This window comes from Rhizobium halophilum (genome assembly GCF_021648825.1).
Classification (GTDB): domain Bacteria; phylum Pseudomonadota; class Alphaproteobacteria; order Rhizobiales; family Rhizobiaceae; genus Neorhizobium; species Neorhizobium halophilum.
Map to the genome: position 1 here is coordinate 179333 of NZ_JAKJHS010000006.1, position 17889 is coordinate 197221.

14 protein-coding genes and 1 tRNA gene are annotated in these 17889 nt (G+C 62.3%); 12 read left to right on the top strand and 3 right to left on the bottom strand.

All coding sequences use genetic code 11. From position 1 onward, the window contains the following. Positions 1 to 21 precede the first annotated feature (21 nt). Both LXM96_RS13520 and ppdK read left to right on the top strand, forming a co-directional pair. Positions 22 to 3483, top strand: coding sequence for a chromosome segregation SMC family protein (locus LXM96_RS13520; protein WP_239999076.1), 3462 nt, complete (start codon positions 22 to 24; stop codon positions 3481 to 3483). 114 nt (positions 3484 to 3597) lie between these two features. Then, positions 3598 to 6312: a pyruvate, phosphate dikinase gene (ppdK, locus tag LXM96_RS13525; RefSeq protein ID WP_239999077.1), complete on the top strand. Its 2715-nt coding sequence runs from the start codon at positions 3598 to 3600 to the stop codon at positions 6310 to 6312. 100 nt (positions 6313 to 6412) lie between these two features. On the opposite strand, the gene LXM96_RS13530 is transcribed toward ppdK, so the two are convergent. Further along, positions 6413 to 6676, bottom strand: coding sequence for a hypothetical protein (locus tag LXM96_RS13530; RefSeq protein WP_239999078.1), 264 nt, complete (start codon positions 6674 to 6676; stop codon positions 6413 to 6415). A 97-nt stretch (positions 6677 to 6773) separates the two neighbouring features. Between LXM96_RS13530 and LXM96_RS13535 the strand changes: the two genes are divergently transcribed. Further along, on the top strand, positions 6774 to 7691 hold the full coding sequence (locus tag LXM96_RS13535; RefSeq protein ID WP_239999079.1) for a DUF1499 domain-containing protein: 918 nt from the start codon (positions 6774 to 6776) through the stop codon (positions 7689 to 7691). A 31-nt stretch (positions 7692 to 7722) separates the two neighbouring features. On the opposite strand, the gene LXM96_RS13540 is transcribed toward LXM96_RS13535, so the two are convergent. Further along, on the bottom strand, positions 7723 to 8133 hold the full coding sequence (locus LXM96_RS13540; RefSeq protein WP_239999080.1) for a PRC-barrel domain-containing protein: 411 nt from the start codon (positions 8131 to 8133) through the stop codon (positions 7723 to 7725). A gap of 110 nt (positions 8134 to 8243) precedes the next feature. After that, positions 8244 to 9170 carry an MBL fold metallo-hydrolase gene (locus LXM96_RS13545; protein WP_239999081.1) on the bottom strand — a complete coding sequence of 309 codons (927 nt, stop codon included), beginning with the start codon at positions 9168 to 9170 and terminating at the stop codon, positions 8244 to 8246. 175 nt (positions 9171 to 9345) lie between these two features. Between LXM96_RS13545 and LXM96_RS13550 the strand changes: the two genes are divergently transcribed. The 9 genes from LXM96_RS13550 (at position 9346) to LXM96_RS13590 (ending at position 17484) form a co-directional block, all read left to right on the top strand. Continuing rightward, positions 9346 to 9420 (top strand) — tRNA-Gln (locus LXM96_RS13550). Between the two features lie 700 nt (positions 9421 to 10120). After that, positions 10121 to 11110, top strand: coding sequence for a cytochrome c oxidase subunit II (coxB, locus tag LXM96_RS13555; protein ID WP_239999082.1), 990 nt, complete (start codon positions 10121 to 10123; stop codon positions 11108 to 11110). Then, positions 11107 to 13053, top strand: coding sequence for a cytochrome c oxidase subunit I (gene ctaD / locus LXM96_RS13560; protein ID WP_239999083.1), 1947 nt, complete (start codon positions 11107 to 11109; stop codon positions 13051 to 13053). Before coxB ends, ctaD begins: the two co-directional genes overlap by 4 nt. Positions 13054 to 13057: 4 nt before the next feature. After that, positions 13058 to 13660: a cytochrome c oxidase subunit 3 gene (locus tag LXM96_RS13565; RefSeq protein WP_239999084.1), complete on the top strand. Its 603-nt coding sequence runs from the start codon at positions 13058 to 13060 to the stop codon at positions 13658 to 13660. A 12-nt stretch (positions 13661 to 13672) separates the two neighbouring features. Continuing rightward, complete coding sequence (locus tag LXM96_RS13570; protein ID WP_239999085.1) at positions 13673 to 14098, top strand: hypothetical protein; 426 nt, start codon at positions 13673 to 13675, stop codon at positions 14096 to 14098. Then, complete coding sequence (locus tag LXM96_RS13575) at positions 14098 to 14985, top strand: cytochrome c oxidase assembly protein (RefSeq protein WP_239999087.1); 888 nt, start codon at positions 14098 to 14100, stop codon at positions 14983 to 14985. Before LXM96_RS13570 ends, LXM96_RS13575 begins: the two co-directional genes overlap by 1 nt. Beyond that, positions 14982 to 15311, top strand: a complete 330-nt coding sequence (locus LXM96_RS13580; RefSeq protein ID WP_239999088.1) for a c-type cytochrome — start codon at positions 14982 to 14984, stop codon at positions 15309 to 15311. Before LXM96_RS13575 ends, LXM96_RS13580 begins: the two co-directional genes overlap by 4 nt. Continuing rightward, positions 15308 to 16225, top strand: coding sequence for a c-type cytochrome (locus LXM96_RS13585; protein WP_239999089.1), 918 nt, complete (start codon positions 15308 to 15310; stop codon positions 16223 to 16225). The genes LXM96_RS13580 and LXM96_RS13585 overlap by 4 nt, the downstream gene beginning before the upstream one ends. A gap of 35 nt (positions 16226 to 16260) precedes the next feature. Then, positions 16261 to 17484: a cation:proton antiporter domain-containing protein gene (locus LXM96_RS13590; RefSeq protein WP_239999090.1), complete on the top strand. Its 1224-nt coding sequence runs from the start codon at positions 16261 to 16263 to the stop codon at positions 17482 to 17484. Positions 17485 to 17889 lie beyond the last annotated feature (405 nt).

Sequence of the window (17889 nt, forward strand, 5' to 3'; positions counted from 1 at the left end):
CGCCCGCCTCTGGTGCGCGGCATGAAGTTCAACAAGCTGCGCGTCCTTGGTTTCAAGTCCTTCGTCGAGCCGACCGAATTCATCATTGAGCGCGGCCTGACCGGCGTTGTGGGGCCCAACGGTTGCGGCAAATCGAACCTTGTCGAAGCTCTGCGCTGGGTGATGGGGGAACACTCCTACAAGAACATGCGCGCGTCCGGCATGGACGACGTCATCTTCTCCGGCTCCGGCAACCGCCCGGCGCGCAATACGGCCGAGGTCTCTCTCTTTCTCGACAACAGCGACCGCACTGCCCCTGCGGCCTTCAATGATTCCGACGAGATCCAGGTCTCGCGCCGCATCGAGCGCGAGAACGGCTCCGTCTATCGCATCAACGGCAAGGAGGCACGCGCCAAGGACGTCCAGCTCCTGTTCGCCGATGCGTCGACGGGTGCACGATCGCCCTCCATGGTCGGGCAGGGGCGCATCGGCGAACTGATCAACGCCAAGCCGCAGGCTCGCCGGCAGTTGCTGGAAGAAGCGGCTGGCATCTCGGGCCTCCATTCGCGGCGCCATGAAGCTGAGCTCCGGCTACGCGGGGCAGAGACAAACCTGGAGCGGCTGGAGGACATAACGGCGCAGCTCGAAAGCCAGATCGAAAGCCTGAAGCGACAGGCTCGCCAGGCCAACCGGTTCAAGATGCTGTCTGCCGATATCCGCGCGCGTGACGCCATGCTTCTCCACATCCGCTGGTCACAAGCCAGCGAGGCGGAACTGGAAGCCGAAGCGGCTCTCAACCAGGCGACGATGGTCGTGGCCGAAAAGGCGCAGGCGCAGATGGAGGCGGCAAAAGCGCAGGCCATCGCCAGCCTGAAGCTGCCGGAGTTGCGGGAAGAAGAGGCCAAGGCGGGGGCGGCCCTCCAGCGCATCCAGATCGCCCGCACCCAGCTGGACGAAGAGGCGGGGCGTCTCCTGAAGCGCCGCGACGAGCTCAGCCGCCGGTTGCTGCAGCTTGCCGAAGATATCCGCCGCGAAGAGCAACTCGTCGCCGATAATGCGAGCTTTCTGAACAAGCTCGACGAGGAAGAGCAGGAAATCAACGACATTCTCTCCGATTCCGGAGCCGAGGCAGAAGAGGTGCGCGAGGCTTTCGAAGCGGCGGCAACCGTCCTTGCGGAAAGTGAGCGTTTATTTGCCGCCGTGACCGCGGAACGTGCCGAAGCTGCTGCGGCGCGCACGCAGCTGGAGCGACAGATCCGCGACCTTGAAGAGCGCCGCCAAAGACTGGACCGGCAGATCCAGGAGGGAGAAGCGGAACTGCAGGCGACCGGGGAGATGCTGTCGACGCTCGACGACCCGGCAGAACGGCGCGAGCTTGTCGAAGCGGCCGAATACGCGCTGGAGGACGCCCTTGCTCACGCCGAAGTCGTGGAGGCAGCCTTGGCAGAAGCACGCTCGGCAGAAGCCGAAGCCCGGCTGCCGGTGGAGGGCGCACGCTCGCGGCTGAACGGCGTCGAGACCGAGGCTCGCACGATCTCGCGCATGCTGGCGGCCGGTGAAGTCGCCGGCGGTTTCCCGGTAGTCGCCGAAGCAACTCGTGTGGATCGCGGCTACGAGGCTGCGCTGGGAGCCGCGCTGGGAGGCGATCTCGAGAGCTCAACGGATCCGTCTGCTCCTGCTTTCTGGACTGCCAACGGAGAGGCATCATCCGACCCTCCGCTTCCGACAGGCTGTCCGACCCTGTTGGCCCACGTATCCGCGCCGCCTGAACTGACGCGCCGCTTGGCACAAATTGGCGTGGTTGCTACCGAGGATGCGCGGGGCCTGATGGCACAACTCAAGCCAGGCCAGAAGCTGGTGACCCGGGAGGGGGCGGTTTACCGCTGGGACGGACATATAGCGGGTTCAGAAGCACCAGGCGCCGCTACCTTGAGGCTTTCCCAGAAGAACCGCTTGGCGGAACTGGAAAGCGAGCTGGAGGAGGCGAGGATCATCCTTTCCGATGCCGAGCTCGCTCTGACCGATGCGGTTGCGCGCACGGCGCGTGAGGAAGCGCGCCTTGGCGAAAGCCGCGATCGCGCTCGCATCGCGACGCGCCAGCTGTCGGAAGCACGCGAAGCGCTCGCGGCAGCAGAACGAGCCGCGGGCGACTTGCTGCGCCGCCGCGACGTCGTGACGGAATCCCTCAACCAGATACGCGCGCAGATCGAGGATCTCCTGGTGCAGGAGAAAAACGCGCAGATCGAGATGGAGGATGCTCCGGACTTCGTGGAGATCGACGGTCGCCTGCGCAACCAGCAACTGGCGGTCGCCACTGACCGAAGCCTTCTGGCAGAAGCGAGGGCTCGATACGAAGGTTTGAATCGCGAGATCGAGGCCCGTCGCCGTCGGCTGGCTGCGATAGGTCAGGAGAGATCTGCGTGGCAGGGGCGCGCCGCGAGTGCCGATCACCACGTGGCCACCCTGCGTGCTCGCGAGGAAGAGGCACGTGAGGAATTGGCCGATCTGGAAGCGGCTCCGGAAGAGCTGGAGGAGCAGAGGCGGACCCTCCTTTCGCAGTTGCAGAAGGCCGAGGTCGCGCGCAAGGCGGCTGCCGACAAGCTTGTCGAGGCGGAGAGCCGTCAGCGGGACGCCGACCGCGTGGCCACCAGTGCCTTGGCGGAACTTGCCGAGGCGCGCGAGAAACGAGGGCGCGCCGAAGAACGGCTCGTCTCTTCGGCCGAGCGCCGCCACGAAAGCGAGCAGCGCATCCGGGAGGGCCTTGGTGTTGCGCCGCAGGAGGTTTTGCGCCTGACAGGCGTGACGCCGGGGGCGAGCCTTCCGGACGCCCGCGATATCGAGCGCGAGATCGACCGGCTGAAGATCGAGCGAGAGCGCTTGGGTGCGGTCAACCTGCGTGCGGAGGAGGAACAGAAGGAACTTTCCGACAAGCTCGAGGCGTTGATCCGCGAGCGCGACGACATCATCAATGCCATACGCAAGCTGCGCGGTGCGATCCAGAACCTCAATCGCGAAGGTCGGGAGCGGCTGATCGCGGCCTTCGAAGTGGTCAATGCAGAATTCCAGCGCCTCTTCACCCACCTCTTTGGCGGCGGCACGGCCGAACTGCAACTTATCGAATCCGACGATCCACTCGAGGCGGGCCTGGAGATTCTCGCTCGCCCACCCGGCAAGAAGCCGCAGACGATGACCCTGCTCTCAGGTGGCGAACAGGCTTTGACTGCCATGGCCCTCATTTTTGCAGTTTTCCTGACCAATCCTGCGCCCATCTGCGTGTTGGACGAGGTGGATGCTCCGCTCGACGATCACAACGTGGAGCGCTACTGCAACCTGATGGACGAGATGGCAGCCTCGACCGAAACGCGCTTTGTCATTATCACCCACAACCCCATCACCATGGCACGGATGAACAGGTTGTTCGGCGTCACGATGGCGGAACAGGGCGTCTCGCAGTTGGTGTCGGTCGACCTCCAGACAGCCGAGCTGTTGCGGGAAGCCAGCTGAGATCATTGATCTAAGACCTTTGTTGCATTGCAGCATAATCGCGCTTGCGCAAGTTCCCAAACCGCCTCGAGTTCTGTATGCCTAGCGAAAGACTGCATTGGGCGGAGCAGGTGAATGAGGAAGTGGGTCTACCGCTTCGGTGGAGGAAAAGCGGAAGGCAGTACGGCAGATGTCGCGCTGCTCGGCGGCAAAGGTGCAAACCTGGCGGAAATGGCGAACCTCGGCTTGCCGGTGCCGCCCGGCCTGACGATCGTGACGGACGCCTGTTCCTGGTACTTTGCCCATGCCCGCAGCCTTCCGGAAGATCTCAAGGCGCAGGTGCTGGATGGGATTGCCGGCATGGAGACGGAGACCGGCCGCAGCTTCGGGGGCAGCGCCCAACCGCTTCTGCTATCCATCCGCTCGGGAGCGCGCGCATCCATGCCCGGTATGATGGATACGGTCCTCAATCTCGGACTGAACGATGAGACGGTCCAAGCGCTCGGCCATGACGCCGGTGACGCCCGCTTCGCCTGGGACAGCTATCGCCGCTTCATTCAGATGTATGCCGACGTCGTGATGGGGTTGGACCACGAAGCTTTCGAGGAGATCCTCGAGGACGAAAAGGCGCGTAACGGTCACGAATACGACACCGACCTATCGGCGGTCGAATGGCAGCATGTCGTAGCCCTTTACAAGCGGTTGATCGAGGAAGAACTGGGCGAGAGCTTTCCACAGGATCCGCATGTGCAGCTTTGGGGGGCAATTGCCGCAGTCTTTGCGAGCTGGATGAACCCTCGCGCCGTCACCTACAGGACGCTGCATCGCATCCCGGAGCAATGGGGCACGGCGGTCAATGTGCAGACCATGGTCTTTGGCAATCACGGCTCTTCCTCGGCCACCGGTGTCGCGTTTACACGCAACCCCTCGACTGGCGAAAAAGCGCTTTACGGCGAATTCCTCGTCAACGCCCAGGGCGAAGACGTGGTTTCCGGCATACGCACGCCCCAGTCTCTGACCGAGGAGGGCAGACAGGCTTCCGGGTTCGAAAAGCCGTCAATGGAAAAGCTGATGCCGGAGACCTTTCGCGAGTTCACCTCGATTTGCGATCGCCTGGAGCGCCACTACCGCGACATGCAGGACGTCGAATTCACGGTGGAACGCGGCAAGCTGTGGATGCTGCAGACGCGCTGCGGCAAGCGCACAACGCGTGCCGCCATGAAGATCGCGGTCGACATGGTGGATGAGGGGCTGATTTCCACCGAGGAGGCGGTCAGCCGTATCGAGCCGCCGTCGCTTGACCAGTTGCTCCACCCGACGATCGATCCGAAGGTCGAGCGCTCCGTGATAGGCTCAGGGCTTCCTGCCTCGCCTGGTGCGGCCACGGGCGAGATCGCCTTCACCGCGGAAGACGCTGTCGCGGCCGAATCGGAAGGCCGCAAGGTGATCCTCGTTCGCGTCGAAACAAGCCCCGAGGACATCCACGGAATGCATGCCGCCGAAGCCATCCTCACCACGCGCGGCGGCATGACCAGCCACGCGGCGGTGGTGGCCCGCGGCATGGGCATCCCCTGCGTGGTCGGAGCCGGCAGCATGCGCGTCGACCTGCGCAACGGACAGTTGATTTGCCCCGGCGGCGTCACCCTGAAGAGGGGAGAGATCGTCACTGTCGACGGATCCTCCGGCCATGTGCTGAAGGGGAGCGTTCCAATGATCCAGCCTGAGCTGTCAGGAGATTTCGCCCGCCTGATGGAATGGGCGGACGCCGCCCGCCGGATGGCGATCCGCGCCAATGCGGATACGCCGCAGGATGCCCGTGCCGCACGCGCCTTCGGAGCGGAAGGAATCGGGCTGTGCCGTACCGAGCACATGTTCTTCGAGGGCGATCGTATCCACGTCATGCGCGAGATGATCCTCGCGGAAGGCGAGACGGGCCGCCGCGCCGCGCTTGCAAAGCTCCTGCCTATGCAGCGGTCCGATTTCACCGAGCTCTTTTCCATCATGCATGGGCTGCCGGTCACGATACGGCTCCTCGATCCGCCGCTGCACGAATTCCTGCCGAAGTCGGACGACGAGATCGCCGAGGTCGCCAAGGCAATGGACATGGAACCGGCGTTCCTGCGACGCCGTGTCGAGGCTCTGCACGAGTTCAACCCCATGCTCGGGCATCGCGGCTGTCGGCTGGCGATTTCCTATCCGGAGATCGCGGAAATGCAGGCACGTGCTGTCTTCGAGGCCGCCGTCGTCGCCGCACGCGAAACGGGGGAAGCGGTGGCGCTGGAGATCATGGTTCCGCTGGTCAGCCTGCGTCCGGAGCTCGACCATGTGAAGAACTACATCGATCGGGTTGCCCAGGAGGTAGCCCAGGAGACGGGCATGCGCATCGACTACATCGCCGGCACAATGATCGAACTCCCTCGGGCTGCCATTCGGGCGCATGTCATAGCGGAGACGGCAGAGTTCTTCTCGTTCGGGACCAACGATCTCACTCAAACAACCTTCGGCATGTCACGCGATGATGCTGCCGCCTTCATCCCGACCTACCAGCGAAAGGGCATCATAGAGCAGGATCCCTTTGTCTCGCTCGATTTCGACGGAGTTGGGGAACTCATCCGCCTGGCGGCAGAGCGAGGGCGCGCCACCAGGAGCGACCTCAAGCTCGGCATCTGCGGAGAGCATGGTGGTGATCCTGCCTCCATCGCATTCTGCGAAGAGGTGGGGCTGGACTACGTCTCCTGCTCGCCCTTCCGGGTTCCGATCGCGCGGCTTGCCGCCGCACAGGCTGCAACCGTGCAACGTCAAGCGTCGGTCGCAGCCCAGGCGGCTAACGAAGCCTCGCCGTTCCCATAGACTGGACACTGAGAGCGATTTCTGGCGAAGACGCCGCACGTATCTTCCGATACTGCCGATGAGAACCACGCCCTTTGTGTCCCGGCGCGAGGTGCTGTGATCAGTCGTCTTTCCTGATGATGATCCGACGCTCGACATACATCGGCGCCCACATGGCGGGAGTGGACTGGTCCCGCCAGCTGCGCGCGTCGGCCCGGCGTTCCAGGTCCAAATCAAGCAGGCAGCGGGCCATCGCATCTGTGCCGGCCTTGAAGCCATAACCGAGGCAGGTGCGCTGGTCCGCGGCGCGACGCTCCTCCGGCGTCACGGTCTGGCAGCCGGTCAGCGCGAGTGGCAGCAATGCAAAAAGAAGATATTGGCGCATGGCGTGCCTCCGTGAATCCTGATTTCTGATTTTCATATTGGCTTACCTGTTCTACACAAGCGGACATGCATAGGCCAATCCCAGACGCTGTGATTCCATGACCGTCCGCTATGTCCGGCCCATCTCCCACTCGGCCTATGCCGCCCGCCGCATTGCTTCGGGGGCGCTCGTGCTGTTTGTGCTTACCACTCTCGGCCATCGCTTCGGGCCACTGCGGACGCCGGACTTTCTGGCACTTATCCTGCTCGCGGCGGCGATCGCCGCGGCTAGCGTGCCGCTTGCCATGGTTGGGCTCGTGCGTCTCTGGCAAAAGGGCGCTGAAGGTGGTCTCGCATCCGCCAAGGCGCTTGTTTATGCGGCGGTTCCTCTCGCCGTCGTCTTCGCCGGCGCCGTGCCTTACATGACGCGACCGGCACTGCATGAGGTCAGCACCGATACGGAGGAGCCGCCTGCCTTCCTGGTGGACCCCGACTACGATCAGGAATGGCTGTCGGGCCGCAATGCCGTCACACTCGCCGAACGTCGGGCACAAACCCGCGCCTATCCCGGTTTGACCGGACGCCGGTACGAGGGCGCTCTGGACCGCGTTCTTGAGGGCGTGGAGGCAGCCGCCTTCTCTTCACGCGTCACTCTTGAGGCACGTCAAGCCGAAGGTCTGGTTCTTCCCGAGGATGACGAGGAGCCAGCTGATGCCGAAGTGACTTTGGTGCTTCCGCAGGCGGTTCCGGTTCCCGTGCCGCGGCCCGGCCCTCGTCCGCCACGACAGGAAACCGTTCTAAACGAGGAGGTTCTGGCGCCGGCCGGAGAACTGCTCATCCAGGGGGAGGCACGCACCCTCCTGTTCGGGCTTCCGTTCGACATCGTGATACGGTTGCGCGAGGACGAGGAGACCACGTCGGTAGATGTCCGTGTGGCCTCCCGCTACGGTGCCCATGACCTCGGGCTCAGTGCCGAGATCGCCGAAGATTTTCTTGACCGCCTCGACGCCGAGCTCCTGGGCATTGCGGGGAGCTGAGCCTCGTCTACCCGGACGGCGTTGGTAACGCTCAATCTCGAGCGAGGCCCAATTGGTCCAGGTCGACCGACTGCGCACCTTCCAGCACCTCACGTGTCAGTGTCGGCGTCGTGACCCGAATGTCGTCTCCATCACGGGTAACCTCCAGTGCAGTCCAATCCACCAGAACGTCCTTTTCGCCGATGCCGAGGAAGCCGCCTACTTCGATGGCGACTGCAGCCACGGTGCCGTCCAGGTTAAGGAGCACATCCTCAATCTCCCCGATCTTGTTTCCGTCTGCGCCGTAGACATCGTAGTCGTCCAGATTGCCGGCGAAGAGATACCCGGGGAGCGTACCATCGACTGCTTCGGGAAGCACGACGATCGGAGCCTTTATAGGGGCTTGTGCGAGAGCGCTGGCTGCGATGAGCGCTGCGGCGGCCGTAAGGGTGATGGTTTTCATGATGATCCTCGCGTCCTTGATGTCTGGCCCGACCGCATCGGTCGCGCTACGTCACAGACAACGGACAGTGGAAGACCAGTGTTCCATCTGCTGCTTTGACGGCAGGGAGGTCAGGCGGGAAAATAGACGCCTGTCAGTGCTGGGTATCCTTCGGTCTGGACCTGTCCCCTTTCAACGAGATCTTCCAGATGGGCGAGAACCGATAGGGCGGCGGCTCCATGAAGCCGCGGGTCGGTTCGGGTGTAGATCGCCCGGACCATATCCGGAATCAGCCGGTCCCCGGCCCTGATGCGCTCCAGGACTGCCCGTTCACGCATGCGACGGTGGGTACGCAGGCCGCGCAGGAAAGGGCGAGGCTGGAGCACGGACCCGCCGTGACCCGGCAGCATCAGCTGGTCGTCTCGCGAAAGAAGCTTCTCGATGGATGCCATGAAGTCTGCCATGGAGCCGTCTGGCGGAGCGACGATAGTTGTCGCCCAGGCCATGACAAGGTCGGCGGAGAAGAGAACGCCCGTCTTTTCGAGTGCAAAGGCCATATGGTTGGCGGTGTGTCCGGGGGTGGCGACGGCTCTTACGGTCCATTCGTCGCCTTCGATCGTCTCGCCGTCGCCGATCGCTAGATCGGGAACGAAGGCGGTATCGGCGCTTTCTGCGAAGGCGTTCACTTCGCCGGAGAACAGCGGCCGCGCAGGACGGTGCGGCCCTTCTGCGACGGTGATGGCGCCCGTTTCTTCCTGCAGTCGCCGCGCGAGCGGCGAGTGGTCGCGATGGGTGTGACTCACGAAAATATGGCTAACGTCGCGACCGCGTATCGCTGCCAGCAAGGCCTGGAGATGCGCCTCGTCCTCCGGGCCGGGATCGATCACGGCAACAGAAGAGCGACCAACGACGTAGCTGTTGGTGCCATGGAAGGTGAAGGGTGAGGGATTGTTGGCGGTGACGCGGACAACATCGCGCGCCACGGGTACCGCTCGGCCGTAGGCAGGCTGGAAGTCGAGATCAAACTGCGGCTCCCTTGCATCTTCATCGTCCGCCATTGCCAGATCCCGCTGTCCTGCGCACACTCTTGCCGCATCACGCCGCACTAGCATGATGCCGAACCGGAAATCTTCAAAAAACCGTCACGTCACCAATTGCCGCCGCAGCCAAGCTTTGCTAGATCAGCGCCACTCACCGGGTGCAGCGCTTCGCTCTCCGGTCAGCCACCAACGGTGGGGCGTAGCCAAGCGGTAAGGCAGCGGTTTTTGGTACCGCCATCCCCTGGTTCGAATCCAGGCGCCCCAGCCAAGGTCTCTTTCCAGGCAAGCAATCCACGTTTTCCGGCACTTCTTGCTCAGCCGAGAGTCAGGATTCGCAGATTGTCGTACGGGACTGTCGTATTGGGCTGTCTTACAAGACTGCCGTATCGAAGAGGCCGCCATGTCCCGCTCATCCTTTAGAAAGGGTTTAGCATGGCATCAATTCAGCATGTCTTCAAATGCGGTTCTGTCTACTGGTGGCGCCGGCGTTTACCGATTGGAACCGGCCGCTGTGCTTGGGTGCGGGTCGAACTCCCTGCAAGGACATTGTCGATTCACGGCCCGCAGGTGGACCGTCCGTAGCCGGCCCCCTCCGGAGATCATTTCCGCTTTTGCGCCCGCATACGTGCTGTCAGATCTTATAGGCGCTTCAATGGAGCCGAGCTTAGATGGAGCTGGCGTTCGTGCTGGATGTTGTCAGACAGGTCCAGTTCACTTGAAGCCATCTCGGTTGGTAGCTCCGCTTCAGTAGCTTTGACGGTTTCCGGTTACCGCTTTACATGGGCCTCTCCCTCCCGCACATGCCGCCGGATCATGTAAAGTTTACATTGGAACGATCCCTTTTTTTGCTTGTTGCGTCTGTAGACGCTGCCGCTTGATCGGCGGCCGGAGATACTGACCGTTTATGGAGCTGGGGTTTGCGTTCTGAGGGGAAAGCGAAGCGCGGGTTTGGCAGCCCGCAGGAACGAGTGCGTCTTCGTCTCCTGCGTCTGCTCTCGTCTGCTCCTTTCGCGTTCCTGCTCTCCGGCTGCCAGGGCATTCAGAGCGCGCTCGATCCCGCGAGCCGGGACGCGCGGCTGGTGGCCGAACTCTCCTGGTGGATGTTCACCTCCGCCGTCTTCATCTACATCGTGACGATCGGCCTTCTGGCCGTGGGCGCCGGACTTTTCCGTGGTCGCAAGCGGCTTTCCTTCCGCTCCTCAACGACGCTCGTGATTTTGGGAGGCGTGTGCGCCCCCATTATTGCGATCATCGCCATCGGCGTTTCGGGCGTAGCCATCGGCGACGAAACCGAAGGGGCACGTGAAGCGGGCACTGCACTGACGATCGAGGTCGTGGGCAAGCAGTGGTGGTGGGAACTACGCTACCTCGACGAAGCGGGAGAGGTGATTGCGGTCACAGCCAACGAGCTGCATCTCCCGGTAGGCGAGCGGGCGCGTCTTGAGCTTCTCTCAGACAACGTCATTCACAGTTTTTGGGCACCGAACCTACAGGGCAAGACGGACGCCATTCCGGGGCGCCGCAATGTGCTCTTTGCGGAGCCAGCAGTTGAGGGCGTCTGGCGGGGACAATGCGCTGAGTTCTGCGGCAAGCAGCACACCCTGATGGGCTTCATGGTCGTGGCCGAGCCGCGCGACGAGTTCAATGCCTGGCTGGAGCGGCAGGCGAGCGATGCGCTGGCGCCACCGGCGCCCGGCCTCGACGTCTTTCTCGACCTTGGATGCGGCGGCTGCCACACGATACGCGGAACGCCGGCGGATGGACAGAAGGGACCGGATCTGACGCATCTTGCATCCCGCCGCACCATTGCCGCAGCGACGCTTCCCAACAGCCGCGGCAATCTAGGGGGCTGGATCACCGACACGCATGAGGTCAAACCAGGAGCGCTGATGCCTTCTTTCATTCCTGAACCGCAGGACCTGCACGATCTGCTTGATTATCTGGAGGCACTGCATTGACGGCCGTCGGGATAGAAACGAGTGGTCATGACCCCGCGCTGGAGCCGTCAAGCTACGGTCATGAAGCGGCAGTGGGGCGCGAGGCTTTTGAACGGATTGAGCGGACATGGCGCTCTCCGGCGGGCTTTGTCGGCTGGTTCACCCAGGTGAACCACTCGGCTATCGGGCTGCGCTTCATCGTTACCGCGTTTGTGTTTTTTATTCTTTCCGGTCTTCTGGGGCTGGCCATGCGGCTGCAACTCGCCATGCCTCTCAACGAGATGTTGTCGCCTGAGGCCTACAACCAGATCATGACCGTGCACGGAACGGCGATGATGTTCCTCTTCGCCATCCCCGCCATGGAGGGTGTGGCTATCTATGTGGCGCCGTTGATGGTTGGCGCGCGCGACATGGCCTTCCCACGGCTCAACGCCTTCGGGTACTACGTCTACCTGATCGGCGGCTCGGCCTTCTTCCTGTCTCTGGCTTTGGGGATGGCGCCGGATGCGGGTTGGTTCAACTACGTGCCCTTGGCCAACAAGACCTTCTCGGAAGGCTACGGCGTCGACATCTGGACCACCATGATCACCTTCATCGAACTCTCCGCCCTGACTGCGGCGGTGGAGTTGATCGTGACCATCATGAAGCTCAGAGCACCGGGGATGTCGCTTGACCGCATGCCGATCTTCGTTTGGGCGGTGCTGGTCATGTCCTTCATGATCCTCTTCGCCATGCCTTCCGTAATGGTGGCGAGTGCTTTCCTGATGATGGATCGGTTGGTCGATACCCAGTTCTTCATTGTCGAGAACGGCGGCTCGCCGCTCCTGTGGCAGCACCTGTTCTGGTTTTTCGGCCACCCGGAGGTCTACATCATCCTGGTGCCTGCACTCGGGATCGTCACCTCGATCGTGGTCACCTTTTCTGGCCGGCCGCTTTTCGGCTATACGGCCCTCGTGCTCGCGATTACCGGCATCGGCATGGTGAGCTTCGGTCTGTGGGTGCACCATATGTACACCACGGGCCTGCCTTTCATGGGCCGCTCCTTCTTCATGGCGGCGTCCTCGATGATCGCTATTCCGAGCGGCGTACAAGTTTACTGCTGGATCGCGACCCTATGGGGCGGGAAGGTGCGTTTCGCGACGCCCATGCTGTGGGTGCTCGCCTTCTTCGGCGTCTTCATTGCCGGCGGACTGACGGGCGTCATGGTCGCTTCCGTGCCCTTCGACCGGCAGGTGCATGACAGTTACTTCGTGGTCGCCCACTTTCACTACGTGCTGATGGGGGGCGCTGTCTTTCCCCTGATGGGAGCGATCTACTACTGGTTTCCGAAGGCGACGGGGCGCATGCTCTCGGAGCGTCTGGGCATCGGGAGCTGCCTGACTGTCTTCGTAGGGTTCAACATCACCTTCTTTCCAATGCATATCCTGGGGCTGCAGGGCATGCCGCGTCGCGTCTACACCTATGTCGACGGCTTGGGGTGGGGAAATATGAACCTGTTGGCGACGTTCGGCGCCTTCCTTCTGGCACTCGGATTTGCCCTGACGCTTTTCAACGTGGTGCGCAGCCTTCGCCACGGTGCAGTGGCACCGGACAACCCCTGGGGAGGTTCGACCCTTGAGTGGGCGACGGCTTCGCCGCCGCTCAACTGTAACTTCATTCAGCAGCCGGTGGTCGAAAGCCGACGTCCCATGTGGGACTGGCGAGAGGCGGGGAGCCGCACTGTAGTGGCAGGACTGAGCGAGGATCGGCGGGAGACGATGGTGACCACGCTTCTGGATGCGCGGCCCCAGTCGGTCATGGTGCTGCCGGGACCGACACCCTGGCCCTTCGTCTCCGCGGTCGCGGCCTCCTTCGGGTTCATTGGGCTGATCTTCAGCCCCTGGTTCTTCCCCATCGGGTTCTTTGCGGTCTTTGCAACCATGGTGTTCTGGTTCTGGCCCCGACACCCTTGGCGAAAGAAGTGAAGCTATGAAAGCCCGAGTTTTGGTCGACGCCAGTGACATCGATCGGTTTGCCCCACATACCCATCCATTGTGGTGGGGTATTCTAGGCGCCGTCGCGATCGAGGCTGCGGTGGTGGCGACCCTATTGACGAGCTACTTCTATCTGGCGGCGCAGAACCCGGCATGGCCGCCCGAAGGCGTCGCACCCCCGGATCTGTTTTGGCCCACGGTAGTGCTGGTGCTCCTGCCGCTTTCCAGTTTCACCATGTGGTGGGCCGGTAAGGGCTCGGACCGAGGTGATCAGCGGCAGCTTAGCATTGGAGTCACTGCCAGCGTGACGCTTGCAGTGCTGGCGCTGGTGGCGCGCTCGTTCCAGATCGCGGAGTTCGACGCGTCGTGGAACGACCACGCCTATGGTTCGATCCTCTGGGTGATAACCGGCTTCCACTACACTCACGTGGTTTCGGCCGTCTCCGGCACAGCCGTGGTCGCCGTTTTGGCATGGCGCGGCTACTTCACCCCGGAGCGACAGCTCGGCGTCGTGGTCGACACGGTCTACTGGTACTTCGTCGCCGGCGTCTTCCTGCCGATCTACCTCGTTCTCTACATCGCACCACGCCTGTTATAAGGAGCCGGACCCGTGTCAAAGATGGACCGCTCGCGAAACGCAGATCGTGCAGTGCAGGACACGAAGCAGAGCGATCGGCAGCTTGCACGCCAGGAAGGCTTCGAAGCCTTCACGCCCTGGTTCGGCTGGGGCCTGGCCCCTGCGGCGTGGGCCCTTCACCAAGGCGTCGGCTACGCAATGGTGAGTTGGTTGTGCAACATCGGAACCCGCTGGCCTTACCACGCTCTTACGGTGCTTGCGGTTTGCCTCTGCTTAGCCGGTATCGCGGCGGCCGTGCACGCATTGCGGCGTTCTCGCCATATACGACCGGAGCGTTCGGCTGCGCGGATGCGGATGATGGCGCTGGTCGGGCTGATGCTGAGTGCGGCCGCATTGGGCGGGATAACCGTTGAATACGTGCCGACCTTCTGGATCGATACCTGCATGGGGATATGGTGATGTTGCGGTTTTTCTTCTTCTTCCTCGCTTTCACCTGCCTTTCAAGGCCGGCTGCGGCCCATTCAGGCGCGCATCCAGAGATGGCTTCGTGGAGCTTCGAGCCCTTCGCGATGACCCCCATTGTGGTCGCGGCGTGTCTCTATGCGCTCGGGCTCGCTCGCATGCGGGCACACGCTGGCGCGCATGTTGCGGCAGGGCCAGTAAAGATCGCGCTGTTTTCGAGCGGGCTGCTGCTTGCCGCGTTGTTTCTTGTGTCGCCGCTCGACAGCTTCGCGGAGCGTTTTCTGTCGGCGCACATGGTGCAGCACTTCGGGTTGATGTTGATAGCAGCGCCCCTGATAGCTCTGGGAAGCCCAGGTATTATCTATATCTGGGCCCTGCCGAAATCCGCGCGCCTACGCTTTGCGCGGGCGCGCGGAAGCGCTGTGGGCCGTCTTGGGCGTGCCTTCTTCACGCCTTTCGGGGCCTGGGTGGTCTACTTTCTGGTACTGTGGCTGTGGCACTCTCCCCCCTTGTTCGGCCAAGCGGTAGCGCACGAGCCGGTTCATGCATTGCAGCACCTGTCGTTCCTAGGAGCCGCCCTCTTGTTCTGGACGGTCGTGACACAGGGGTCGCGGGGCGAAGAGCGGGCGGCTATGTTTGTTGTCATCTTCGCCACCGCCGTGCAGTCCTGTGCGCTTGCCGCCCTAATGACGTTGTCGAGCATCCACTGGTATCCCTTCTATACCGAAGGTTCCTTGGGACTCTCCGCCTTCGAAGATCAGCAGCTTGCGGGCCTGATCATGTGGGTCCCTTGCTGCGCGATCATGATCGGGGCGGGGGTTGCCACCATGGCGAGGCTTCTGCGCGACGTGGAAACCCGGATGCATCAGGCGGGGCGCCAATGAAGTGGCTCATCGTGTTTTCAGGCCTTGTACTCAGCAGCTGTACGCAGGAGGCGCCTCAGACGGTAACCACCTTGGTCAACGGCTACGGCTGTGGAAGCTGCCACGTCATTCCCAGCATCCCTGGCGCAACCGGGCGGACAGGACCGCCGCTTCAAGATTATCAACGGCAGGTTTACGTCGCCGGGGTCCTTCCCAACACGCACGAGACGCTGACCCGGTTCATCATGGACCCGCAGACGGTTGATCCCCGTTCCGCCATGCCTGATCTCGGCGTGACTTCCGATGAAGCGAGCCTGCTTGCCTCTTACCTGAGGGCGGAACCATGAAGCGGCTGTGGCAATATGCGCTGGTGGCGGGGCTTACCCTGGCCATCGCCGGGCTCGGCCTGTTTGGCTTTGGCGAGTTCTGGCGGCTGAGCGCTATTCGTCAGCACCCCGGCTGGCTCTACACCGGGATTGTCTTTGTGCGTGACACCATCATTGAGCTCGATGCCGATGACGTCGAATTGCCAGAGGACTTTGCACCATCCGCCGATGCAGAGACGGCGGTGCTCTACCAGGCAAACTGTGGACAGTGTCACGGCGGGCCAGGCGTGGCACCAGGCGAATTCGCGCTTGGCATGATGCCGGTTCCGCCACCACTGGCGGGCGTCGCCCAAGAACGGTCAGCCAAGGAGATCTTCTGGTTTATCCGCAACGGGCTGAAAATGAGCGGTATGCCCGCTTGGGAAGGCAGGCTCAGCCGCGCCCAGATGCTCGATTTGACCGCATTTGTGACCGCACTCCCATCGCTCTCCCCCGTTGAGTACAAGGAGCTAGTCGCGGGGGCCACGAATTCTCCGCAGCTACCGCGCGATACGGACATACCTGCGAGAGTCAATGTCGCCTTGGGCGATGCGGAGCGCGGTCGGCTGTTGATGAGATTGCACGCCTGCCGAAGCTGCCACGAGATTCCGGGGCTTGTTGGAGCGGAGGTTCATGTCGGGCCGGATCTGAGTGAGGCCGGCAGTCGCCGCTATATTGCCGGCGTCCTGCGAAACACGCCGCAAAACATGGTGCAGTGGATCACAAATCCTCCAGCGGTCGATCCGCTGACAGCAATGCCGGATCTTGGCGTCACCCCTGCCCAGGCGGCGGACATGGCAGCCTATCTTTATCAACTGTCGCCGCCTCCCAACGCGAGTAAGCGCGCGGAGGAGGGTGACCAGAAACGAAGGGAGGATGTCGGGAACAGAGATTGACGGGATGTCACTCGCTGTCTCGACGGAGGGAGCCTATGGAACAGCTCAATATCGCGCTGACGACCATCGGCATCGTTGTCATCCTGGTCGGCCTGTTGTCGATACCGATCAAGAAAAGCCTGGTACAGGAGCCAATGATTGCGGTCCTCGTAGGCACTGCCGTTGGACCCTTCGGTCTCGGATGGCTTGACCTCGATGAATGGGGAGAGACGACCCCGATACTGGAGCAAGCAGCCAGACTGACGCTCGCTATCGGGCTTATGGGCGTTGCCTTGCGTATCCACAAGAATAGCCTCCGGACGCTGTGGCGGCCCGTAAGCCTGCTGCTGACTGCGGGGATGTTGGGGATGTGGCTTGCCTCCTCAGCGCTTGCTGCATGGCTTCTCGACCTGCCCCTCTGGATGGCACTTCTGGTGGGGGCTATTGTCACGCCGACAGATCCGGTGGTGGCGAGCTCCATTGTCACCGGGCCCTTTGCCAAGGAGCATCTGCCGCTGCGGGTGCGCGACGCAATCTCTCTGGAATCGGGCGCGAATGACGGGCTGGCCTACGTCTTCGTCATGCTGCCGATCTTGATGCTTGAGCATCCGCCGATGGGGGCCTGGCAGGATTGGTTTCTTCAGTCGCTTTTGGTCGGGGTGGTTCTGGCGGTGGTGATCGGCAGCCTGATCGGCTATTGCGCAGCCAAAGCGATAGCGTTTGCGGAAGGCAACGGCTTCGTGGAGAAGCAATCGCTCCTCGGCTACACCGTGGCCTTCTCGCTCGTCACCCTGGGTGCGGCGGAACTCGTCGGTGCAGACGCGCTGATCTCTGTCTTCCTCGCCGGCTTCGTTTTCAACATGTTCTCTGATCGGCAGGATGAGCACAACGAGGAAAACATTCAAGAGGCCGTTGCGAAGCTGTTCACCCTTCCGATGTTTGTGATCTTCGGCATTGCGCTTCCGATCTCGCAGTGGATGGCATTCGGATGGCCACTTTTGGCTATGGCGATGCTGGTTCTTTTGCTGCGCCGTCCGCCCGTGCTGCTCGCGCTTGTTCCGATGCTGCGCGGCCCCCTCCACGCACTCGACGTCGGCTACATGGGCTGGTTCGGTCCCGTCGGAGTAGCCGCCATTTATTACGCCAACTTTGCTCAGTCGCACGTACATGAGCCAATTGTCTGGTACGTCGCAAGCGCTGTGGTCTTCAGCTCGATAATGGTGCACGGAATAACCGCTGCACCGTTGACGCGCGCCTATTCCAGTCGCAATAGGCTGTAGCGGCCGCCTCAAGGCTGTCTCAAGGACCCCCTGCAATCACGCTCTCTTCATCACCGGAATGGAGCGAAGCTACTTATCGCAACATCAGCAAAGATGCGGCTAGCAGCCGCGTCTTGAGGTCTCGCTTCAAAATCCTGCTGGTCGCGATCGCGCTCCATGTCGCAGGCGTTGTTCACGCCAGTTGGAGGCACCGTGAAAACCTGAGGTCGTCGGAGATGTCGAGAGAGCCCTTCGTCATCTCGGGCTTGCGTGGCGGACCGGCGAAACCTCTTACTGCTAGCATACGGCGGGGAGCCCAGCCTGAGGCCGCCGCGGAAGTTGTCGCCGATTGTTAAAGTCGCGCCCACCTCCGATTCCGTTCGGCAGGCGGGCACAACATTATTGCCGAAGCTCGGCAGGGTCGTC